This is a genomic window from Achromobacter sp. SLBN-14 (assembly GCF_006715415.1).
Classification (GTDB): Bacteria; Pseudomonadota; Gammaproteobacteria; order Burkholderiales; family Burkholderiaceae_B; genus Achromobacter; species Achromobacter mucicolens.
Genome location: NZ_VFNE01000001.1, coordinates 1,843,286 through 1,866,241 on the forward strand (window position 1 = coordinate 1,843,286; position 22,956 = coordinate 1,866,241).

Here is a 22,956-nt window from a genome sequence, read left to right on the forward strand (position 1 = left end):
GTTCTCAGACCACCACGCTCAGGCTGAAGAAGGCCTTGCCCGGCTGTGCGGCGGGGGTCAGGCTGGCTTCCAGCGGAGCGCCGGCGCGGCGCGCGATGTCGATGAGGCCCAGGCCTGCGCCCGACGCCACGCCCTGTGTGCGCGGCTTGTGCAGTTGTGCCTTGTATTCGGCCTTCAGGGCCGCCTTGTCCAGCGCGGCCAGTTCCTGGATGCGGGCGACCAGGCTGTGGCCGTCCTCTGCGTTGACCAGATTGCCCGCCGACACCACGTAGCGGCTTTCGTCGCGGCGGCCGATGACCACCGTGGCCGAGGCGTCCGCGTCGCCGTTCTGCGCGGCGTACTGGCGGATGTTCTGGATCATTTCGATGTAGACCGAGAACACATCCATCGCTTCGGCGGGGCGGACGTGCTCGGCGTTCAGGTAGTTCTTCAGCGCATTGCCGATTTCCTCGATCAGGCTGCGCGAGATCGGCCCGTTAAAGCACAGCAGCGTGCGGTTCTGGTCGAAGCGCGCGCCCAACGCGTATAGATCGGAGGCATTCATGAGGGTACCGCCTTGATAACGATTATTCGAAACGGAAAGACAGCAAGGTAATGTCGTCGCGCTGGGGCCGGCCACCTTGGTATTCGGCAAGCGCCTGGCTGAAAGCCGCCGCCTGTTCGGTTAACGGCCTGCGGGCGTGCGTCTTGAGCATTTCCGCGAACCGCGTGTTGCCAAAGCCGAAACCATGCTCGCCGCCCGCCTGGTCCAGGAACCCGTCGGTAGCCAGGTAGTACGTCCAGCCCGGCTCCATCTGCAGCACGATGTTCTCGTAAACCCCCATACGCTTGTCACCCAGTGCGCGCCGGGCGCCGGGCACTTCGCGCAGGGTTTCACCGTCGCTTGCGTACAGGCTGATCTTGGCGCCTGCGTACAGCAACCTGCCGGATTGCCGGTCAATATATACCAGCCCCGCATCGGTGTTGGTGGCCAGGGCACGCGGCAGTTGCGCGTCGGCCAGCATCGCCCGGATGGCGTTGTCGGTGCGCGTCAGAATGCCGGCGGGATCGCCCGGGCCGACCTCGGTGATCGCCAGATCGATGGCGGCGCGCGCCAGCATCGTCATCAGCGCGCCGGGCACGCCGTGGCCCGCGCAGTCCATGATGCCCAGCAGGCAGTTGGCGCCGTCCGAGCGGAACACGTAGAAATCGCCGCCGACCACGTCGCGCGGCTTCCACAGCACGAAATGGTGGGCGCCGAGCGACTGGGTCAGCTGGCGGTCCGGCAGGATCGCGCGCTGGATCAGGCTGGCGTAATCGATCGAGTCGCCGATCTTCTTGTGCGCCGCGGCCATGGCGCGGTTGGCGTTTTCCAGTTCCGAGGTGCGTTCACGCACCTTGGTTTCCAGTTCGGCCGTGTGCTTGCGCACCTTGTCGGCCATCACGCCGAAGGCCCGGCTCAGGTCGCCGATCTCGTCCTGGCCGCCCGGCGGCAGGCGCACGTCGTAGCTGCCGTCGGCGATTGCCCGGGCGGACTGCTGCAGGCGGCGCAAGGGGCGCAGCATCAGGCGTTCGATGGCATAGCCAAAGCACAGCAGCATCGCCGCAAACAGCACCACCAGGCCGATCGCGGCCGGCCACAGCCAGCCCGTGTCCAGCACCCGGGCGGCGCCCAGGTCGACCACGGTCAGCACGTGCCAGTGCAGCTCCGGCATGTACGCCACCGACACCAGCTGGCGCACGCCGTCCATCTTGACCCAGGCCGATTGCACCGACTGCGGGTCCGCCTGGGCCGCGTGCATGGCGGACAGCAGCTCGGCGCGGCCCGCGCCCTCGTCCAGCAGGCTGAAGACCATGCCTTCGCCGCTGGCCCCGCCCGCGCCCGAGTTGTAGGCGATCAGCGCGGGGTTCATGTGCGCCTGGATCGCGCCTTCCTCGTCCACGATGATGGGCGTGACGCCCGGCTGGCCGCTGTTCACGAATTCCTTCAGGAACCCGCCCACATCCAGCCCGGCGCCCGTCAGGCCCATGACCTTCTCGCCGTCGCGGATCTGCACGTTGATCCAGACCTTGGTCGTCTGCAGCTTCAGGTCGGGATTGACGTTGATGTTGTAGCGGGCGGAAGACTTGATCGTGGCGTAGAACCAGCCGTCGTCGGCCGCGCTGGGGCTGAGCGTGTAGCGCGGCGTCTCGGACAGCGGCTTGTCGTCGTTGAAGTAGTAATTGCCCGAGGCGGCGCTGGCGATGAAATAGGCGCCGCCCAGCAGGTCGCGGCGGTAGCCGTCGGCCTCGCGGAAGAACAGCTCGCGCGCGGCGGGATCGTTTTCATTGCGAAGCCAGCGGCGCGTGACCTCGCTGTCGGCCAGGCGCTGCGACAGCGCGAGTTCGCGCGACACCGGGGCCAGGATCCGTTGGCGGTTCAGCTGCGTGAAGTTGTCGGCAAAGGCGCGGCCGAAGTGCTCGCGCACGCCGTCCAGCACCTGCCAGCCGATCAGCGCCGCTGGCGCCAGGGCGACCAGACACGCCAACAGCAGCGCCATTAGTGATTTCCTGCGCAATCCCCATTTCGCCATGCGAAGTCTTCCTGACAGCCTGATGCGATGTCACGCGCGAAAACGGGGATGCAGGTCGGGTGCTTAGGCCGTACGAGGCGCCCTGCCATGCTGATGCCCCGCCTTTTGAGCCATGAGCCTGAACGCCGGCGCCCCATGCGGGCGAACCGGCGCGGCTAGTGTAGATGGCGGTGGGGTTTATTGATACAGGTGCAAACGTCTGGATGCGTTCGAGACACCCTAAGTTTCACGCGAGCAATATATATCTTGATTTATTGCGTTTTATATCAGCGCCTGTTACCACTCGTCGTCCCGATTTGCAGCTTTATTGCGACAGGCCGGCTACACGCCGAGATAGCGTTCCCATAGGCCCCGGTCCGAATCCAGGGCTTGGGAATCGCCCGTCCAGACCACTTTGCCGCGTTCCAGGATGACATGCTGGTCGGCAAGGCTAAGTAACCTTTCGACATACTTGTCGATCACCAGAATGGTCTGCCCGGCTTGCCGCAGGCGCGCCAGGCAGTTCCAGATTTCTTCCCGGATCTTTGGCGCCAGCCCCTCGGTGGCTTCGTCCAGGATCAGGAGCCGCGGGTTCGTGACCAGTGCACGGCCGATGGCCAGCATCTGCTGCTCGCCGCCCGACAGCTGGTTGCCCATGTTGCGGGCGCGCTCGGCCAGCCGGGGAAACAGTTCGAACACGCGATCGGGCGTCCAGGGCTCGCCGATGTCCGGGTTGCGCCCGGCGACGAATGCCGTCAGATGCTCGCGCACTGTCAGGTTGGGAAAGCACTGGCGGCCTTCCGGGACAATTGCCACCCCGGCCCGCGCGATGCGGTCCGGACTCCAGCCGCTGATGTCCTGCCCCGCGAAATGGATCTTGCCCCCGCGCAGCGGCAGCTGCCCGAACAGGGTTCGCAGCAGCGTGGTCTTGCCCATGCCATTGCGGCCCAGCAGGGTGACGACCTGGCCCGCGCCGATTTCCAGGTCCACGCCGAACAGCACCTGACTGGCGCCGTAGCCGCTCTTTACCGATTCGATGGCCAGCATCACACGGTCTCCTCGTCGCCCAGGTAGGCCTGGCGCACTTCCGGGTTGGCGCGGATCTCGTCCGGCGTGCCCGAGGCGATGACCCGGCCGTAGACCAGCACGGACAGGCGGTCGGCAAGACGGAAGACCGCCTGCATGTCATGTTCAACCAGCAGCATCGCGGCGCGTCCCCGCATGGATTCGATCAGTTCGGTCAGCCGGACGGTCTCGTCCGGCCCCATGCCCGCCATGGGCTCGTCCAGCAGCAGCACCTTGGGCCGGGCGGCCAGGGCCAGCGCAAATTCCACCTTGCGCTGTTCGCCGTGCGGCAGCGTGCCCGCGGCGCGGCCTAGCAGGCTGGCGTCGATGGCGCACTCGCGCGCCAGTTCCCGCGCCTGCTCGTACAGCGCCGACTCCGCGGCGCGCGGCTTCCAGAAGCGGAAGCTGCTGCCGGCGTGGGCCTGCACGGCCAGTACCAGGTTATCCAGCACGCTGGACTGCTTGAAGATGTTGGTGATCTGGTAGGACCGCGACAGCCCCGCCGCCACGCGCTGGTGCGCGTTCATCGCGGTAACGTCGCGGCCGTCCACCTCCAGCGTGCCGGCATCGGCGGACAGCGTGCCCGACAGCAGGTGGATCAGCGTGGACTTGCCGGCGCCGTTGGGGCCGATCAGGGCGTGGATTTCGCCCGGCTCCAGCGACAGCGACACGTTGTCGGTGGCCACCAGGGCGCCAAAGCGGCGGACCAGTCCACGCGCCTGCAAGGCGTGCGTGCCGGTCGCGCGGGTCGTGGGATTCATCGGAGTGCTCATGAGCCCACCTTGCCGGATTGCGGGGCAGCGCGCCCGCTGAACAGCGGCCCGAACAGGCCGACCAGGCCGCGCGGCGCGCCAAACACCACGCAGAGCAGCAGCACGCCCAGGGGCAGGTGCCAGTATTCGGTCCACAGACGCAGCACTTCTTCCAGCGTCAGCATCACGATCGCGCCGGCCACGCCGCCGTAGCGCAGGCCGATGCCGCCCACCAGGACCATGATCAGCAGGTTGGCCGATTGGGTCCAGTGCATGAGGCTGGGCGAAATGAACAGGTTGTGGTTGGCGAGCAGCGCGCCCGCCAGCCCTGCGGCCGCGCCGCTCAGCGTGAAGGCCACGAGCTTGATGCGGTAGACGGGGTAACCCATCGATTCCATGCGCGATTCGTTCTCGCGGATGCCCTGTAGCGCCATGCCGAAGCGCGAGGCGACCACGCGGCCGAAGGCCCACATCAGCAGCGCGAACAGCACCAGCACCAGGTAGTAGAAGCTGACGTCGTGGGCGAGATCGAGGCCCGGCAAGGTGGAATAGCCCGGCAGGTTCAACCCGTCTTCACCGCCGTACTGGCGCAGCGAGATGAAGATATAGAACAGCATCTGCGCGAACGCGAGCGTGATCATGATGAAGTACACGCCGCGCGTGCGCAGCGAGATCGCGCCCGTGATGCAGGCCAGCACGCCCGCCAGCAGCATCGCCACCGGCCACGACACCAGCGCGGACGTGACGCCCGACATCGCCAGGATGCCCACCGCGTAGGCGCCCGCGCCGAAAAACGCGGCGTGGCCCAGCGCCACCATGCCGCCGTACCCCAGGATGAGGTTCAGGCTGGTCGCCGCCAACGCGTAGATCAGCACGCGCCGCACGAACGAAATGTAGAAGTCCAGGCCCAGCATGGGCGCCACCAGCGGGAAAACCGCCAGCGCCGCCAGAAGGACCACGGTCCAGATCTTGGTTTTCATGGTCAGCCCCGCGCCGGAAAGAGGCCAGAGGGCCGGAACACCAGCACTGCCGCCATCAATACATAAATGGCGATGGCCGCGAGCGTCGGGCCGACGCTGGAGGCCACGGCCGGAGAAAACACCTGGCGCAACAGCATCGGCAGAAACGCCCGGCCGGCGGTATCGACCATGCCGACCAGCAGCGCGCCCACGAAGGCGCCCCGGATCGAGCCGATGCCGCCGATGACGATGCACACCAGCACCAGGATCAGGATCTCTTCGCCCATGCCCACCTGCACCGAGGTGATCGGGCCCAGCAGCGCGCCGGCCACCGCGGCCAGCATGGCGCCCAGCACGAACACGCCCAGGAACAGCAGCGGCACGCGCACGCCCATCAGCGTGGCCATCTGGCGGTTGGAAGCGCCGGCCCGGACCAGCACGCCGGCGCGGGTCCGCGTCACGAACCAGTACAGCCCGGCAGCCGCCGCCACGCCGAAGACGATGATCATCAGGCGGTAGGCGGGGTACAGCAGGTCAGGCAAGAGGCGCACGGGACCGGACAGCATCGCGGGCATGTTCAGCATGACCGGCGCCGGGCCCCAGATCATCTTGACCAGGTCATTGGCGATGAGGATGACGGCGTAGGTGCCCAGCACCTGCGCAAGGTGATCGCGCAGCGCAAGGCGGCGGATGAGCGACAGTTCCAGCACGATGCCGACGATGCCCGTGGCGACCGCCGCCACGAGGACCGCGGCGGTGAACGAGCCGGTGCGTTGCATGGTTTCGGCGGCGACATAGGCGCCAGCCATGTAGAGCGAGCCGTGAGCCAGATTCATGATGTCCATGATCCCGAACACCAGGGTCAGCCCGGCCGCAATCAGAAACAACATCAACCCAAACTGCAGACCGTTCAGCAATTGCTCGACGATCAGCGTAAACGTCATGAAAACTTCCCCCTTGCCGCGCGCCGCCGAAGGCAAGCGCCGATCACCAAATCCATCTCAATCTGCATCAGCCGCGCATCACCCCCGCGCACGCCGCCGCCCCCAAGCGGGGTCGCGCGGATCCGGCTTTGCCGGTCCGCTGCGACGCCCCCTGGGGGGAAGCGCGCAGCGCCTCGGGGGGGGTCACATCTTGCAGTCGCCGACGTAGACGTCCTGGTACTTGTCGAACACCTTGCCCACCAGCTTGTTGGTGATGCGGCCGCTGCCGTCCTTGTCGACGACGCGCAGGTAGTACGCCTGGATCGGGTAGTGGTTCTTGCCGTAGGTGAAGCTGCCGCGCACCGAGGGGTAGTCGGCCTTTTCCAGCGCCTTCACGATGGCTTCCCGGTCGGTGGCCTTGCCGCCGGCCTGCTTGACGGCGGCGTCCATGGCCATGATGACGTCATACGCCTGGGCGGCGTAGACCGAGGGGTAGCGGCCGTTGTATTCCTTGCGGAAGGCGTCGACGAAGGCCTTGTTCTGCGGCACGTCCAGGTCATGCGCCCATTGCGCCGTGTTGTACATGCCCAGCATGGGGTCGCCCACCGCCTGGATCACGTCCTCGTCGGCCGAAAAGCCCGGGCCGATCAGCTTGACGTTCTGGGACAGGCCGGCCGAGACGAACTGCTTGACGAAGTTGATGCCCATGCCGCCCGGCAGGAAGATGTAGACGGCGTCCGGCTTGGCGGCGCGGATCTGCGCGATCTCAGCGGCGTAGTCGATCTGGCCGAGCTTGGTGTAGACCTCGTCGCCCGGGGCGGTCTTGTAGCCGCGCTTGAAGCCGGTCAGTGCATCCTTGCCGGCCGGGTAGTCCGGGGCCATGATGAACATCTTCTTGAAGCCGCGGTCCGCCGCGACCTTGCCGGCCGCCTCGTGGAACGCGTCGTTCTGGTACGACGTGCCGAACCAGTAGTTGTTGCACTGCGCGCCGGCGAACTGGCTGGGGCCGGGGTTGTTGGACAGGTAGGGGATCTTGGCGGCGAACAGCGCGGGGCCGACGGCCAGCGCCACGTTCGAGCCGATGGGACCCGTGAAGAAGTCGACTTTTTCGCGCTGGATGTAGCGCGTGACGAGCTGGCGGGCCTGGTCCGGATTGCCGCCCATGTCGGTTTGCAGGAATTCCGCGGGCTGTCCGCCCAACTTGCCGCCCAGTTGCTTGATGGCCAGATTGAAGCCGTCGCGGGCCTCGGCGCCCAGCGCCGAGAACGGGCCCGAGATGTCGTTGGCGATGCCGACCTTGACGGTGTCGGCGTAGGCCATGGCGGGGACCAGGGCGGCGGCAGCCAGGAAGGAAGTGATCAAACGCATGGTGGTGTGCTCCGTGCGCGAGCCCGCGCAGAGGGTGTTCTTTTTGAAGGTGCGATGCGAAAGACTTCTGTGCCCGGCCCGCCGGCGCGATGGTCGCCGCCGTCAGGCCGTGCCGGCAGGAGGTATGCCTGCCACGCCGCAATCCCCTCAAGCAGCACAGGGAAAACTGGCGTGGTTCATAGTTTAGGTTTAAAGTATTCGGCAAAACAAGTCTAGGGTTTTTACCACCTGCCGCCATGGACACCCTCTACCGCAACTACGATCGCGCTCAGCTGGACGTCCAGTACAACGCTCGCGCGACAGTACCCGACATCCAGCCGATACTCAAGAAATACGCCGAGGACAGCGCTACTGCCCGGCGCACGCTGGACTGCGCGCTGGACGTGCCTTTTGGCGACCATCCCGACGAATTGCTGGACATATTTCCAGCCGCCGGCGCCGCGCCCGGCAAACCCGGCGCGCCCGTCTTCGTGTTCATCCACGGCGGCTACTGGCGCCTGTTGTCCAAGAACGAGTCCAGCAACATGGCGCCCGCGTTCACCCGGGCGGGCGCGGTGGTCGTGGCCGTGAACTATTCGCTGGCCCCGGCCGTGACGCTGGACCGCATCGTCGACCAGAACCGGCGCGCGCTGGCCTGGATCCATCGCCATATCGCCCAGTACGGCGGCGACCCGGCACGCATTCACATTTGCGGCAGCTCGGCCGGCGGCCACCTGGTCGGCGCCCTGCTGGCCAGCGGCTGGCACGCCAGTTACGACGTGCCGCCCAGCGTAGTCCGGGGCGCTGCGCCGCTGTCGGGCCTGTTCGACCTGCGCCCGCTGGTGCACACGCACATCAACGAATGGATGCGCATGAGCGAGGCCGACGCCATCCGCAACAGCCCCGCGCTGCAACTGCCGCAGACGGGCTGCCCGCTGGTGGTCAGCTACGGCGAATCCGAAACCGACGAATTCAAGCGCCAGAGCAATGATTACCTGGCCGCCTGGCGCGAACGCGGGTTTCCCGGCAGGTATGTCCCGATGCCGGGCACCAATCACTTTGATATCGTCCTGACGCTCAACGATCCGAACAGCCCGCTGACCCAAGCCATCTTCGAACAGATGGGTCTGGCGCCCTCATCACCACCGCATTCCCGGTAATCTTCCGAGCCATGACCGACACTCCCGACCTGGAATCCCGCGCCGCGCCCGACGACCATCACGCGCTGCGCCTGTGGCTGCGCATGTTGACCTGCGCCAATCTCATCGAAGGAGAGATCCGCAGCCGCCTGCGCAACGAATTCGACACCACCCTGCCCCGCTTCGACCTGATGGCGCAATTGCAGCGCGCGCCCAAGGGCATGAAGATGGGCGAGCTCTCGCGTCACATGATGGTGACCAACGGCAATATCACGGGCATCACCGACCAGCTCGAAAAGGAAGGCCTGGTGGTGCGGACCAAGGTTGAATCGGACCGCCGCAGCTCGCTCATCAAGCTGACCCCGCAAGGCAAGAAAAGCTTCTCGCGCATGGCGCGGGCGCACGAAAACTGGGTCAAGTCGATGTTCGCCGACCTGCCCGAATCCAGCCGCAACGCCTTGTTCCAGGCGCTGGGCGAACTGAAGCTGCAGGTGGTGGCCACCCGCTCGGCGGCCAACCGCGATTAAGCGTTCTTGCGCGCCGGATCCGGGGGCCGGATTGGCGCATAATTGCCGCCATGATTCCGGTATCTCTTCCTGGCGGTAATTTCTACGTGTTGATGGCGGCCTCGCTGGCCTGCCTGTCCACGTTGCTGACCTGGCTCGCCGTCCTGGCCACCTCGCGCGGCGCCCGCGAATGGCTGGCCGTCCACCGGCGCGCCGGCACCGTGCTCATGACCTTGCTGGCGGTCGTCGGCGCCATCTTTCCGTACCAGCAATTCAGCCAGTGGTTCGTGGCCCAGCGCGATGCGCAGGCCGACGACGCGCGCAAGACCGTGCTGGCCCAGCCCACGCAGCTGGCCGGGGTGCAGATGCCCGCCGGCACCACCCTGCGGCTGGCCACGCCGGGCGACCTGGCCTCGTTTGACCGCGCCACCTTTCCCGAAGCCCATCCCGCCGAGATCCTGGGCGTCGCAGCGACCCAGCTGTTCCGCTACCCCGCGACCAGCAAGCAACCCGAAACGCTCTCCGCCGAAATCGCGCGCGACCAGGCGCTGGAGGGCTGGCTGTGCGCCCACGGCCACCGCATCGAATTCGTCGTGCAGGGCGGGCATCCGCAGTTCTCGAGTTGCCACCTGGCCATCGGCAACACGCTGGACCAGCAGCCCGTGCCCGCCGGCGCCTGGCTCAAGGTCGATCCCGCCCTGCGCGGCACGCCGCTGGACAAGAGCGGATCCGGCCCGCGCTGGCTGCTGCGCACCGAGGGCAGCGATTCCCTGACTGTGGCCAGGATTCCCTTGCTGAAGGTTGACCTGCAACTGGACGCGCAGCGCCGGATGCTGGGCTTCGAGGGTCTGGCGGCGCGCGACACCGTGCTGGGCGACATGACTTACCCGCCAGGCACGCGCGTGCTGGCCGCCAACCCGCGCCTGCAGGGCGCGCAGCCGGGGGACCTGCTGTTCTCGCCCTCGCGCGGGCGCTCGGCGCGCCGGGCCGGCGGCGAAGACGTCCCCGCGGGCAAGTCGGTGCTGCAGGCGCCCGACGGCACCGTGCGCAGCGTGCTGAGCAACCGCGAGGCGGGCGTGCTGGACGTGGCCGCCATGCGCATCGGTCCCTGACGCGGACGCCCCGCCCCTCGGCTTGCCGAGGGGGCCGGACACCGCCCCCGGATCCGGTGGGATAATACGAAGCTTTCCCGCACGCCGCCGTGCCTGGCGGCGGTTCCGTCCCGCTCACTCCAAGAGACGAAGTCATGGCCGTTAATCTGCAGATCCCCTCCGAGTCCGAAATTTTCCCTGTTGCCGGCGTAGGAATCGGCGTCACCGAGGCTGGCATCCGCAAGACCAACCGGCGCGACCTGACGGTGTTCCGCCTGGCCGAAGGCACCAGCGTGGCGGGCGTCTTCACCCGCAACCGCTTTTGCGCCGCCCCGGTGCAGGTCTGCCAGGCCCACCTGGCCGCCGGCGGCCCGATCAGCGCCCTGGTCATCAATACGGGCAACGCCAACGCGGGCACCGGCGAAGAAGGCCTGAAAAAAGCCAAGGACACCTGCGACGCGCTGGGCAAGCTGCTGGGCGTGCCCGCCTCGCAGATCCTGCCGTTCTCCACCGGCGTCATCCTGGAGCCCCTGCCCCTGGACCGCCTGGTCGCCGGGCTGCCCGCCGCCATCGCCGACCTGGCCGCCGACCACTGGTCCAGCGCCGCCCACGGCATCATGACCACGGACACCCTGCCCAAGATTTCGTCCGCCAAGGTGCAGATCGACGGCAAGACGGTCACCTTCACCGGCATCAGCAAGGGCGCCGGCATGATCCGTCCCAACATGGCCACCATGCTCAGCTTCCTGGCCACCGACGCCGGCATCGCCCAGCCGCTCCTGCGCAAGCTGGCCGTGGAAATCGCCGACGCCTCGTTCAACCGCATCACGGTCGACGGCGACACCTCCACCAATGACTCCTTCATCATCGCCGCCACCGGCAAGTCGGGCGTCAACGTCAATAGCGAGTCCGACGCCGCCTACGCCGCCGTGCGCGAGGCCCTGACCGCCGCCGCCCTTGATCTGGCCACCAAGATCGTGCGCGACGCCGAAGGCGCCACCAAGTTCATGACGATCCGCGTCGAAGAAGCCGGCACCACCGAGGAAGCCCTGAAGGTCGCCTATGCCGTGGCGCATTCGCCGCTGGTCAAGACCGCGTTCTTCGCGTCGGACCCCAACCTGGGCCGCATCCTGGCAGCCGTCGGCTACGCCGGCATCGACGACCTGGATGTCTCCAACATCCGCCTGTGGCTGGACGACGTGCTGGTTGCCAAGAACGGCGGCCGCAACCCCGACTATCAGGAAGCCGACGGCCAGCGCGTCATGAAGCAGGCCGAAATCTCGGTGCGCATCGCGCTGGGCCGCGGCAAGGTCAGCGACACCGTCTACACCTGCGACTTCTCGCACGAGTACGTGTCGATCAACGCCGACTACCGCTCCTGATCGACCATGACGGCAAACGAGTTCACCACCCTGATCCAGCGCGCCGAACGCGTGCTGGCGCAGCTGGAGGCCTTCCTGCCTCCAGCCCCGCCCGAGATCGACTGGTCGGCCCACGCGTTCCGCTGGCGCAAGCGCGGCGCGCGCGGCTGGCTGGACGCCGTGCGCCACGTGGCGCGCATCGACATGCAGGACCTGCAGCACATCGAGCGCCAGAAGGCCACCATCGACCGCAACACGCTGCAGTTCCTTGAAAAGAAGCCCGCCAACAACGTGCTCATGACCGGCGCGCGCGGCACCGGCAAGAGCTCGCTGGTCAAGGCCATGCTGGCCGCCTACGGCGACCGCGGCCTGCGGCTGATCGAAGTCGACAAGTCCGACCTCGGCGACCTGGCCGATATCGTCGAACTGGTGGCGGCGCGGCCCGAACGCTTCATCGTGTTCTGCGACGACCTGTCCTTCGAGGAAGGCGAAGCCGGCTACAAGGCGCTGAAATCGGTGCTGGACGGCTCGGTGTCGGCCTCGGGCGACAACGTCCTGATCTACGCCACGTCCAACCGGCGCCACCTGATGCCGGAATACATGAGCGAGAACCTGCAGGCCAAGCACCAGCCCGACGGCGAAATCCACCCCGGCGAAACCGTCGAGGAAAAGATTTCGCTGTCCGAGCGATTCGGGCTGTGGCTGTCGTTCTATCCGTTCAAGCAGGACGACTACCTGGACATCGTGTACCACTGGCTGCGCGAACTGGGCTGCCCCGAACAGCACATCGAACCGTCGCGCACCGAGGCCCTGCAATGGACCATCGAGCGCGGCTCGCGTTCGGGCCGCGTGGCCTATCAGTTCGCACGCGACTGGGCGGCCCGCCATGTCTGAAAAGATCGTCGACGTCGCCGCCGGCCTGATCCTGCGTCCGGACGGCAAGCTGCTTCTGGGCCAGCGCCCCGAGGGCAAGCCGTGGTCGGGGTGGTGGGAACTGCCCGGCGGCAAGCTCGAACCCGGCGAGACCGTGCTACAGGCGCTGGCGCGCGAACTGCAAGAAGAAATCGGCATCCGTGTCACGCAGTCGCGCCCGTGGGTCACCTATGTGCACGCCTATCCCCACACCACGGTCCGCCTGGCGTTCTGCCACGTCACCGGCTGGGAAGGCGAACCGCAAAGCCTTGAAAACCAGCGCCTGGAATGGGTGGATCCGGCCAACGCGGCCGCGGTGGGCGACCTGCTGCCCGCCACCTTGCCGCCGCTGCGCTGGCTGCAGCTGCCCACCACCTATGGCATCAGCGGCATCGGGTCGCGCGCGGGCATTGCGCCGTTCCTCGGCCGGCTGGACGCGGCGCTGGCGCGCGGCGTGAAGCTGGTGCAGTTCCGTGAACCGCAATGGCCCGACGGCGTGGGCGCCAGTTCGCTGCACGAGGTGCTGCAACAGGTGGTCAAGCGTTGCCGCGCCGCCGGTGCGCGCGTGCTGGTCAACAGCATCCATCCCGTTGCCTGGTGGAAGGAAGCCGACGGCGTGCACCTGCGCACGGCCGACGCGCTGCGTCTGACCGCCCGTCCGGAATTGCCGCGCAACGCGCTGGTCGGCGTGTCCGCGCATGACAACGCGCAGGTGGTCCACGCCCGCGAACTGGGCGCGGACTTTGCCGTGCTGGGTCCTGTGCTGGACACGCCCAGTCATCCCGGCGCGCAGACGCTGGGCTGGGAAGGCTTCGTGCAAGGCAACCGCGACGCGGGCATTCCGGTGTTTGCATTGGGCGGACAATCCACCCAGACGGTCTCGCAAGCCTTGCGGCACGGCGCGCACGGCATCGCCGGCATTCGCGGCATTCTGTGACCGCCTGAGTTGCTCGCGCCTCGCCCCGCCGCGCCGCGCGCGCAATCCAACGGCCCATGCCATTCGCATGGGCCGTTTTGCATTCCGCCCGGGCGGGAAAGCGCGCATAGACCAAACGTGCGCGCCGTTGCACGCTACATCCCGAGGCCCGGCCGCCACCCGCGGCCCGGCAGGCAATCGGCATTACATCGAGGAACGCATGTCTGAAATCGCATTTGCCACGATGAGCGATCTGGCGGACGGCCTGGCGAAGGGCCGCTACAGTTCGGTGGAAGTGACGCGCCACTTCCTGGACCGCATCGACCGGGCCAATCCGGCGTTGGGCGCATTCGTCAGCGTCGACAGCGCAGGCGCGCTACGGCTTGCCGAGGCCTCCGACGCACGCCGGCGAGCCGGCTATGGGATGCTCAGCGCCTTGGACGGCATTCCCGTGGCGATCAAGGACCTGTGCGACATCCAGGGGCAGATCACCACGGCGGGCTCCGAGGCCTGGCGCGAGCGGCGCAGCGGCGTCACCGCCACCGCGGTGGCGCGGCTGCTGAACGCGGGCATGGTGCTGCTGGGCAAGACGCACATGGTCGAATTCGCCTTTGGCGGCTGGGGCACCAATCCGGTGATGGGCACGCCCCGCAATCCGTGGGACCTGAATCGCGCACGGGTGCCCGGCGGCTCGTCCAGCGGGTCCGGCGTCGCCGTCGCGGCCGGGCTGGCGCCCGCGGCGCTGGGGTCGGACACGGGCGGCTCGGTCCGGATTCCAGCGGCGCTGAACGGCATCACCGGCCTGAAGACCACGCGCGGACTGATCAGCCTGCACGGCGCGGTGGCGCTATCGCCGACGCTGGACACCTTGGGCCCGCTGACGCGCGACGCCCGCGACGCAATGCTGCTGACCGCGCTGATGGCCGGATCCGACACCCATGACCCCCTGACGTTCGGCATACCCGCCTTCGAATACCGCGAGCCCTACTCCGGCCCGCAACCGCTGCGCGGCAAGCGGATCGCGCTGATGCCGGTTGCACAGCACCCCATTGCCGTGGAAGCCGATGCGCTGTCAGCCCTGGACGACGCGCGCCGCGTGTTGGCCGCGCTGGGCGCCGACGTGCAGGAAACGCCCCTGCCCTTCGATTTTCACGAGATGATGCAGCGCAACGGCCAGATCATCGCCGCGGAAGCCTATGCGCTGCACCGCGGCCACATCGAGGACACGGCGCAGCCCATCGGCCAGTACGTGCGCGCCCGCGTGCTGTCGGGCAAGGGGATCTCGGCGGCCGACTACATCGGCGCGTTGCAGGCGCATGCGCAGGCGCGCCGCGACTGGCTGGACTGGATGCAGGAGTTCGACGCGGTGCTGACGCCTTGCGTGCCGTTCGGCGCGCGGCAGCTGGCCGACGTCGATGAAACCGCCACGCCGCTTGCGTCGTTTACCCGCGCCGGCAACTACGTCAACGCCGCAGGACTGGCGCTGCCCGCGGGCTTTACCAGCGACGGCCTGCCGCTGGGCGTGCAGTTGCTGGGCAAGCCGAACGCGGAGGCCGTGCTGGGCCGGATTGGCATCGCGTTCCAGGCGGTCACCGACTGGCACCGCCAGCGCCCAGATCTAAAGGCGGTGGGTTTGTAGGGCAGGCTAGCGCGAGGGCGCCGGCGGCGTTTGTTGCGCCGGCGTTTGCGGCGTTTGCTGCGCCGGGGCTTGCGGCGCAGCGGTTTGCGACGCTGGCACCGATGCAGGCGCCACCGCCGGCGAAGTCGCGGCGTCCGCCCGCGCCGTTTCCATGGGCGGCAGACCTTCCCACCCGCCGCCCAACGCGACGATCAGGTTGACGCTGGCCACGAGCCGGTTGCCAAGCAGGCTCAGGGCGTTGCGCTCGCTGTTGAGCGCGGTGGCGTCGACCACGGCCACGCTCAGGTAGTCGACAAGGCCAGCCTTGTACTGGTTCTGGATGAGGCGCAGCGATTCCCGCGCGGATTCCAGCGCGCGCCGCTGCACGATCTGCTCTTGCTCCATCACCCGCAGCTGGATCAGGTAATCCTCGACCTCGCGCAGCCCGGTCAACGCCGCCTGCCGGTAGGCCGCGGCCTGCGAGTCATACGACGCGCGTGCCTGCTCGACCTGGGCCTCGCGCGCGCCGCCGTCGAAGATCGTCAGCGCCAGCGCCGGTCCCAGCGACCAGAAGCGCGCGGGCGCCGTCAGCAGCTCGGCAAACTCGCCATTGCGAAAACCGCCGTCGGCCGACAGGGTCAGGCTGGGAAACCACGCTGCCTGCGCCACGCCGATTTGCGCGTTGGCGGCGGCGGCGCGGCGTTCGGCGGCCGCCACGTCGGGCCGGCGTTCGAGCAGTTCGGACGGCAGGCCCACGGGAATCTGCGGCAGCCGCAGCGCGAAGACGGCGGGCGGCAGGCTGAATTGGGACGGCGCCAGGCCCATCAGGACGGCGATCGCGTGCTCGTACTGGCCGCGCTGCCAGTCCAGGTCGATGGACTGCGCGCGCGTGCTTTCCAGCTGCGTGCGCGCCACCGCCACGTCGGCTTGGCCGGCCACGCCGACCTCATAGCGGTTCTGCGTGAGCTGCAGGGATTTCTCATAGGCGGCCACGGTGGCGTCGAGCAGACGCTTCTGCTCGTCCAGCACGCGCAGTTGCAGATAGGTCTGCACCAACGCGGCCTGCGCGCTCAGCCGGGTCGCGCCCAGGTCGGCAAGGCTGGCGGCGGCGCTGGCTTCCGAGGACTCGACGCTGCGGCGCACGCGCCCCCAGACGTCCAGCTCCCAGCTGACGCTGCCGGTCAGCGAATACTGGTTGGATACGTTGCCGCCGGAACCGGTGGACGAACCGCTTTGCCCGCCGTTGCCGCTGCGGCTCATGCCCGCGCCCGCGCCCACGGTCGGATAAAAGCCCGAGCGCGCGCCGCGCACCAGGCCAAGCGCCTGCCGGTAGTTTGCCTCGGCCTGCGCAATGGTCTGGTTCGAGGTGTTCAGACGGTCCACCAGGCCGTTCAGCGTGGTGTCGTCGTAAACCGTCCACCACGCGCCGCGATCGGCTTCGTCGCGCGGTTGCGCGGGCTTCCAGCCGGGCACCTCGACCTGGCCTTCCTTGTAGGCGGCGCCCACGTCGAGCGCCGGACGCTGGTAGTCGGGCCCGACCGCGCACGCGCCCAGCAGCGCGCACAGCGCAAGCGTGACCGCGGCGCGGGGAAATGAGGCGAAAGCAGACGGCGTGGTACGGATCATGTGTGTTTGATGGAAGCGGAATCGCCGGCCCGCCCCGCGCGCCGGCGTGCGGCCCACAGGCGGAAGCGATCCAGATAAAGATAGACCACCGGGGTGGTGTACAGCGTGAGGATCTGGCTCAGCACCAGGCCGCCCACGATGGTAATGCCCAGCGGCTGGCGCATCTCGACGCCGGCGCCCGTGGCCAGCACCAGCGGCAGCGCGCCGAAGATGGCCGCCATCGTGGTCATCATGATGGGCCGGAAGCGCGTCAGGCAGGCCTGGAAGATGGCGTCGCGCGGCGTCATGCCGTGGTGGCGCTCGGCGTCCAGCGCAAAGTCCACCATCATGATGGCGTTCTTCTTGACGATGCCGATGAGCAGGAACACCCCGATCAACGCGATCAATGTGAAATCGTAGCGAACCAGCAGCAGCGCAAGCAGCGCGCCCAGACCCGCCGACGGCAGCGTGGACAGGATGGTGAGCGGGTGGACGAAGCTTTCGTACAGGATGCCCAGCACGATGTACATGGTGACCAGCGCGGCCAGGATCAGCCAGGGCTGTTGCGACAGCGTCTGCTGCAACGCGGCGGCGGTACCCTGAAAGCCCGCCTGGATCTGGTCGGACGGCAGGCCGATGCGGGCCACCGCGTTGTCGATCGCGGTGGTCGCCTGCCCCAGCGACACGCCGGGCGCAAGGCTGAACGAGATGGTGTCCGCCACGAACAGCCCCTGGTGACTCACGCTGAGCGGCGCATTGGCGTTTTCAAGCTTGGTGAACGCCGACAGCGGCACACGCGCGCCGTCCGCGGTGATGACTTCGACCTGGCGCAGCGACTCGATGTCTTGCGCGAACTTCGGGTCCACGCCCAGCACCACGTGATACTGGTTGAGCGGCCCGTACATGACCGACACCTGGCGCTGGCTGAACGAATTGTTCAGCACCGTGGAGATGGTGGCCATGCTGATGCCCAGCCGCGTCGCGGCTTCCCGGTCGATGACCAGGTTGATCTCGCGGCCCCGGTCCTCGACGTCGGCATCCACGTCGGTGATCTCCGGAATCTTGGCCATCGCCTGCTGCACCTTGGGCATCCACGTGCGAAGCAGCTGCAGGTCGCCAGACATCAGGGTGTAGTCGTACGAACCCTGGCTTTGGCGCCCGCCAATGCGGATGTCCTGCTGCGACACCAGGAACATGCGCGCCCCCGGCATGTTCTGCAGCTTGGCGCGCAGGCGGTTGATGACCACGTCGGCAGAGACCTTGCGCTCGTCCAGCGGCTTTAACTGGATCTGCATGAAGCTGCTGTTGCTGCCGCCGCGCCCGCCGGCGTATCCGGTCATGCTTTGGACTGCCGGATCGGCCAGCACCACCTTGCGCAGCGCCTCGAGCTTGGGCAGCGTGGCCTGGAACGACGTGCCCTGGTCCACCCGGAAAAAGCCCAGCAGCTGGCCCGTGTCCTGCTGCGGGAAAAACCCCTTGGGCACCACCGTATACAGATAGACGTTCAGGCCCACGGCGATCGCCAGCGTCAGCATCATCAGCCGGCCGTGCGCCAGCGCCCAGCCGAGCGACACGCGGTAGCCGTTCTGCATCGATTCGAAGGCGCGTTCGGACCAGCGGGCCAGCCAGCCCGGCGGCTTCTGTTCCTTGGGTTCGGGCCGCAGCAGGCGCGCGCACATCATGGGCGTGAGCGTCAGCGACACCACCAGCGACACCAGGATCGACGCCGACAAGGTGACCGCGAACTCGCGGAACAGGCGCCCGACCACGCCGCCCATCAGCAGGATGGGGATGAACACCGCCACCAGCGACAGGCTCATCGACAGCACCGTGAAGCCGACTTCGCGCGAGCCGCGCAACGCGGCGCGCATTGGCGACATGCCGCGTTCGACGTGACGCATGATGTTCTCGAGCACCACGATCGCGTCGTCCACGACAAAGCCGGTCGCGACGATCAACGCCATCAGTGAGATGGTGTTCAGCGTGTAGCCGCACAGGTACATGATGCAGAACGTGCCGATCAGCGACACCGGCACCGCCACGCTGGGAATGATCGCAGCCCGCCAGCGCCGCAGGAACAGCAGCACCACCAGCACCACCAGGCCCACGGCGATGATGAGCGTCAGCTCGGCCTCGTGCAGCGACGCCCGGATGCTGGGCGTGCGGTCCTGCGCAACCCTCATGTTGACGTCGGCGGGCATCAGCGCCTGCAACACGGGAAGCTGGGCGCGCACGGCGTCCACGGCTTCGATGATGTTGGCGTCGGCCTGCCGCCGCACGATCATCAGGATGGCGTTGCGATCGTTGTAGAAGCCGGTCTGGTAAAGGTCTTCGACCGAATCCTCGACGCGGGCCACATCGGACACGCGCACCGGCCGGCCATCGCGCCAGGCCACGATCAGCGGCCGGTATTCTTCGGCGCGGCTGAGCTGGTCGCTGACCATGATCTGCCAGTGGTAGCGGTTGTTTTCCAGCACGCCCTTGGGCCGGTTGGCGTTGGCGTTGGCCAGCGTGGCGCGCAATTCGTCCAGCGACACGCCCTGATTGGCCAGCGCCCCGGGCAGCACGGTCACGCGCACGGCCGGCAGCGAGCTGCCGCCCACCGTGACCTCGCCCACCCCGTCCACCTGCGACAGCTTCTGCGCCACGATGGTGGACGCCAGATCGTAGAGCTGGCCCTGGCTGAGCGTGTCGGAAGTCAGCGCCAGCGTCAGGATGGGCGCGTCCGACGGATTGGACTTGTGATACGTGGGATTGCTGCGCAGGCCCGTGGGCAGCAGCGAGCGCGCCGCGTTGATGGCGGCCTGCACGTCGCGCGCGGCGCCGTTGATGTCGCGCGACAGGTCGAACTGCAACGTGATGCGGGTAGAGCCCTGCGAGCTGCGCGAGGTCATTTCGGTGACCCCCGCGATGCTGCCCAGCGACCGCTCCAGCGGCGTGGCGACGCTGGAGGCCATGGTCTCGGGACTGGCCCCCGGCAGGCTGGCCGACACCGAAATGGTCGGAATGTCCACCTGCGGCAAGGGCGCGACCGGCAAGAGGAAGAACGCAAGCATGCCGGCCAGCACGACCGCCAGGCTCAGCAGCGTGGTCGCCACCGGCCGGACGATGAAGGGCGCCGACAGGATCATCGGGCCGCTCCGGCCGATTGCGCGCCCGCTCCGCGCCAGCGGCGCGACATGCGGTCGAACATCAGATAGATGACGGGCGTGGTGAACAGCGTCAGCACCTGCGACAGCAGCAGGCCGCCGACCATGACCAGACCGAGCGGCTGGCGCAGTTCAGCGCCCGTGCCCGTCGACAGCATCAGCGGCAAGGCGCCGAACAGCGCCGCCAGCGTGGTCATCAGGATGGGCCGAAAGCGCAGCAGCGCGGCCTCGTGGATGGCCTCGCGCGGCGACAGTCCGCGCTTGCGTTCGGCATCCAGCGCAAAGTCGATCATCATGATGGCGTTCTTCTTGACGATGCCGATCAGCAGGATGATCCCGATGATGCCGATCATGTCCAGCTCGGTGCCGCTGATGAGCAGCGCCAGCAGCGCCCCCACGCCCGCCGACGGCAGCGTGGACAGGATGGTGATGGGATGGATGTAGCTTTCGTACAGGACGCCAAGCACGATGTACATCGTGACCACGGCCGCCAGGATCAGCCACAGCGTGCTGGACAGCGAATTCTGGAACGCCAGCGCCGCGCCCTGGAAGCGGGTCTCGACGCCGGCCGGCATGCCGATCTCGGCTTCGGCCGCCTTGATGTTCTCGACCGCGTCGGACAGCGAGGCGCCGGGGGCCAGATTGAACGACACCGTCACCATCGGGAACTGGTCGAGCCGGTTGACGGCCAGCACGGTCCTGCCTTCGCTGATGTGCGCGACCGACGACAGGGGCACCTGCGCGCCCGAGGACGTGGGCACGTGAATCTGCCCGAGCGCGCTGGGCGACATCTGGAACTGCGGCAGCACTTCGAGCACCACGCGGTACTGGTTGGACTGCGTGAAGATCGTGGAGATCAGCCGCTGGCCAAAGGCGTTGTACAGCGCCTCGTCGATGATGGCGGCGGTGATGCCCAGGCGCGAGGCGGCGTCGCGGTCGATTTCCACCCAGGTCTGCAAGCCGTCGTCCTGCAGGTCGTCGGCCACATCCATCAGGCCGGGCACGGCGCGCAGGCGGTCGACCAGCTTGGGCGTCCATTCGCTCAGCACCTTCAGGTCGGGATTGGACAGCGTCATCTGATACTGCGTGCGGCTGACGCGGTCTTCGATGGTCAGGTCCTGCACCGGCTGCATGTAGACGGTCAGGCCGTCCTGCTTGTTCAGGTTTTCCTGCAGGCGCGCCATCACCGTGCGCAGATCGCCGGTGCGCTCGGCCTGGGGTTTGAGCGAAATCTGCATGCGGCCGGCGCTGAGCGTGGCGTTGCTGCCATCCACGCCGATGAAGGACGACACGGCGGCCACGTCGGGATCCTGCAGCACCAGGCGGGCGGCGGCCTGCTGGCGCTCGGACATGGCGGCAAACGAAATGGACTGAGGCGCCTGCGTGATGGCCTGGATGAGGCCGGTGTCCTGCTGCGGAAAGAACCCCTTGGGCACCACCATGTACAGCAGCACGGTCAGCGCAAAAGTGGCCACCGCCACCACCAGCGTCAGCGTCTGGTGGCGCAGCACCACCTGCAGCATGCGGTCGTACGCGGCGATGACGCGGTCGATGAATGCGCCCGTGGCCCGATGAAAGCGCCCATGCTTCGTTTCGGATTCCGAGCGCAAGAGGCGCGCGCACATCATGGGCGTGAGCGTCAGCGACACCAACAGCGAAATCAGGATGGCCACCGCCAGCGTGATCGCGAATTCCCGGAACAGCCGGCCCACGACTTCGGTCATGAAGAGCAGCGGGATCAGCACGGCGATCAGCGACAGGGTCAGCGAGATCAGCGTGAAGCCGATCTGCGACGCGCCTTTAAGCGCGGCCTGCATCGGCTTTTCGCCTTCCTCGATGTGGCGGGCGATGTTCTCGATCATCACGATCGCGTCGTCCACCACGAAGCCCGTGGCGATGGTCAGCGCCATCAGCGTCAGGTTGTTGATGGAGAACCCGGACAGATACATGATGCCGAACGTGCCCACCAGCGACAGCGGCACGACGACGCTGGGAATCAGCGTAGCCGTCAGGCTGCGCAGGAACACGAACGTGACCATGACCACCAGCCCCACGGCCAGCAGCATTTCAAACTGCACGTCGGCGACCGAGTCGCGGATGGTCTGCGTGCGGTCCGACACCACCGTCACGTCCAGCGTGGCGGGCAGCGCGGCGCGCAGTTGCGGCATCAGTGCCTGGATCCGGTCGACCACGTCGATCACGTTGGCGCCGGGCTGGCGCTGGATGTTCAGCAGGATGGCGGGCTTGTCGCCGGCCCATGCGGCCTGGCGCGTGTCCTCGGCCCCTTCGACCGCGCGCGCCACGTCGGCCAGCCGCAGCGGCGCGCCGTTCTTGTACGCGATGATCAGGCTGTTGTAGTCGGTGGGCGACTTGAGCTGGTCGTTGGCGTTGATGGTGGTGGAGCGCTGCGGGCCGTCCAGGTTGCCCTTGGGCTGATTGACGTTGGCGCCGACGATCGCGGTGCGCAGGTCGGTCAGCGACAGGCCGTTGGCCGCCAGCGCCTGCGGGTTCACCTGGACCCGCACCGCGGGCCGCTGCCCGCCCGCCACGCTGGCCAGACCCACGCCGGGGATCTGCGACAGCTTCTGCGCCACGCGCGTATCGACCAGGTCGCGCACCTGCGGCAGCGGCATGGTGGGAGACGTGATCGCCAGCGTCAGCACGGCCGCGTCCGCGGGATTGACCTTGTTGTAGGTGGGCGGCACCGGCAGGTCGGACGGCAGCAGGTTCGAGGCAGCATTGATGGCCGCCTGCACCTGCTGCTCGGCCACGTCCAGCGGCAGCGTCAGATTGAATTGCAGCGTGATGACCGAGGCGCCGCCCGAACTGGTGGACGACATCTGGTTCAGGCCGGGCATCTGGCCGAACTGCCGCTCCAGTGGCGAGGTGACCAGCGAGGTCATGACGTCGGGGCTGGCCCCGGGGTACAGCGTCACGACCTGGATCGTGGGGTAGTCGACCTCGGGCAGCGCCGAGACGGGCAGGAAGCGGTAGGCGATGAGGCCCGCGATCAGGATGGCCACCATCGACAGGGTGGTGGCCACGGGGCGCAGGATGAATAGGCGCGACGGGCTCACGGCGT

17 protein-coding genes are annotated in these 22,956 nt (G+C 67.6%); 7 read left to right on the forward strand and 10 right to left on the reverse strand.

Annotated elements, in window-relative coordinates; translation table 11 throughout:
- Positions 1 to 4: 4 nt before the first annotated feature.
- From siaB to FBY20_RS08475, 7 genes are all read right to left on the reverse strand, one after another.
- On the reverse strand, positions 5 to 544 hold the full coding sequence (siaB, locus tag FBY20_RS08445; protein WP_056327466.1) for a biofilm regulation protein kinase SiaB: 540 nt from the start codon (positions 542 to 544) through the stop codon (positions 5 to 7).
- 22 nt (positions 545 to 566) lie between these two features.
- A complete protein-coding gene (siaA, locus tag FBY20_RS08450) occupies positions 567 to 2,552 on the reverse strand; it encodes a biofilm regulation protein phosphatase SiaA (RefSeq protein ID WP_200952233.1) in 1,986 nt (661 codons plus the stop codon).
- Between the two features lie 321 nt (positions 2,553 to 2,873).
- Positions 2,874 to 3,578 carry an ABC transporter ATP-binding protein gene (locus FBY20_RS08455; protein WP_056327469.1) on the reverse strand — a complete coding sequence of 235 codons (705 nt, stop codon included), beginning with the start codon at positions 3,576 to 3,578 and terminating at the stop codon, positions 2,874 to 2,876.
- A complete protein-coding gene (locus FBY20_RS08460; RefSeq protein ID WP_369818591.1) occupies positions 3,578 to 4,369 on the reverse strand; it encodes an ABC transporter ATP-binding protein in 792 nt (263 codons plus the stop codon). The genes FBY20_RS08455 and FBY20_RS08460 overlap by 1 nt, the downstream gene beginning before the upstream one ends.
- On the reverse strand, positions 4,366 to 5,328 hold the full coding sequence (locus FBY20_RS08465; protein WP_142051411.1) for a branched-chain amino acid ABC transporter permease: 963 nt from the start codon (positions 5,326 to 5,328) through the stop codon (positions 4,366 to 4,368). Before FBY20_RS08465 ends, FBY20_RS08460 begins: the two co-directional genes overlap by 4 nt.
- Positions 5,329 to 5,330: 2 nt before the next feature.
- Positions 5,331 to 6,251, reverse strand: a complete 921-nt coding sequence (locus FBY20_RS08470; RefSeq protein ID WP_056327617.1) for a branched-chain amino acid ABC transporter permease — start codon at positions 6,249 to 6,251, stop codon at positions 5,331 to 5,333.
- A gap of 183 nt (positions 6,252 to 6,434) precedes the next feature.
- Entirely contained in the window at positions 6,435 to 7,598 is a 1,164-nt protein-coding gene (locus tag FBY20_RS08475; RefSeq protein ID WP_056327475.1) for an ABC transporter substrate-binding protein, read from the reverse strand.
- Positions 7,599 to 7,834: 236 nt separating this feature from the next.
- On the opposite strand from FBY20_RS08475, the gene FBY20_RS08480 reads away from it, so the two are divergent.
- The 7 genes from FBY20_RS08480 (at position 7,835) to FBY20_RS08510 (ending at position 15,141) form a co-directional block, all read left to right on the forward strand.
- Positions 7,835 to 8,737 carry an alpha/beta hydrolase gene (locus FBY20_RS08480; RefSeq protein ID WP_142051414.1) on the forward strand — a complete coding sequence of 301 codons (903 nt, stop codon included), beginning with the start codon at positions 7,835 to 7,837 and terminating at the stop codon, positions 8,735 to 8,737.
- 11 nt (positions 8,738 to 8,748) lie between these two features.
- The gene (locus FBY20_RS08485) at positions 8,749 to 9,243 is read left to right on the forward strand and encodes a MarR family winged helix-turn-helix transcriptional regulator (protein ID WP_056327479.1); all 495 of its coding nucleotides are present in this window, start codon (positions 8,749 to 8,751) and stop codon (positions 9,241 to 9,243) included.
- A 50-nt stretch (positions 9,244 to 9,293) separates the two neighbouring features.
- Positions 9,294 to 10,334, forward strand: a complete 1,041-nt coding sequence (locus FBY20_RS08490; RefSeq protein ID WP_142051417.1) for a hypothetical protein — start codon at positions 9,294 to 9,296, stop codon at positions 10,332 to 10,334.
- Between the two features lie 134 nt (positions 10,335 to 10,468).
- Entirely contained in the window at positions 10,469 to 11,695 is a 1,227-nt protein-coding gene (gene argJ / locus FBY20_RS08495; RefSeq protein WP_142051420.1) for a bifunctional glutamate N-acetyltransferase/amino-acid acetyltransferase ArgJ, read from the forward strand.
- 6 nt (positions 11,696 to 11,701) lie between these two features.
- Entirely contained in the window at positions 11,702 to 12,568 is an 867-nt protein-coding gene (locus FBY20_RS08500) for an ATP-binding protein (protein ID WP_056327484.1), read from the forward strand.
- Positions 12,561 to 13,523 (forward strand): Nudix family hydrolase, encoded by a 963-nt coding sequence (locus tag FBY20_RS08505; RefSeq protein WP_063953926.1) that lies wholly within the window; start codon positions 12,561 to 12,563, stop codon positions 13,521 to 13,523. The genes FBY20_RS08500 and FBY20_RS08505 overlap by 8 nt, the downstream gene beginning before the upstream one ends.
- Positions 13,524 to 13,722: 199 nt before the next feature.
- Positions 13,723 to 15,141: an amidase gene (locus FBY20_RS08510; protein WP_142051423.1), complete on the forward strand. Its 1,419-nt coding sequence runs from the start codon at positions 13,723 to 13,725 to the stop codon at positions 15,139 to 15,141.
- A gap of 6 nt (positions 15,142 to 15,147) precedes the next feature.
- Here FBY20_RS08510 and FBY20_RS08515 read toward each other — a convergent pair whose 3' ends face one another.
- Genes FBY20_RS08515 through FBY20_RS08525 form a run of 3 tightly spaced genes read right to left on the reverse strand, consistent with a single transcriptional unit; the run spans position 15,148 to position 22,951 of the window.
- Positions 15,148 to 16,746, reverse strand: a complete 1,599-nt coding sequence (locus FBY20_RS08515) for an efflux transporter outer membrane subunit (protein WP_174245395.1) — start codon at positions 16,744 to 16,746, stop codon at positions 15,148 to 15,150.
- Entirely contained in the window at positions 16,743 to 19,856 is a 3,114-nt protein-coding gene (locus FBY20_RS08520) for a multidrug efflux RND transporter permease subunit (RefSeq protein ID WP_142051426.1), read from the reverse strand. The genes FBY20_RS08515 and FBY20_RS08520 overlap by 4 nt, the downstream gene beginning before the upstream one ends.
- The gene (locus FBY20_RS08525; protein WP_142051429.1) at positions 19,853 to 22,951 is read right to left on the reverse strand and encodes an MdtB/MuxB family multidrug efflux RND transporter permease subunit; all 3,099 of its coding nucleotides are present in this window, start codon (positions 22,949 to 22,951) and stop codon (positions 19,853 to 19,855) included. Before FBY20_RS08525 ends, FBY20_RS08520 begins: the two co-directional genes overlap by 4 nt.
- Positions 22,952 to 22,956: the final 5 nt, after the last annotated feature.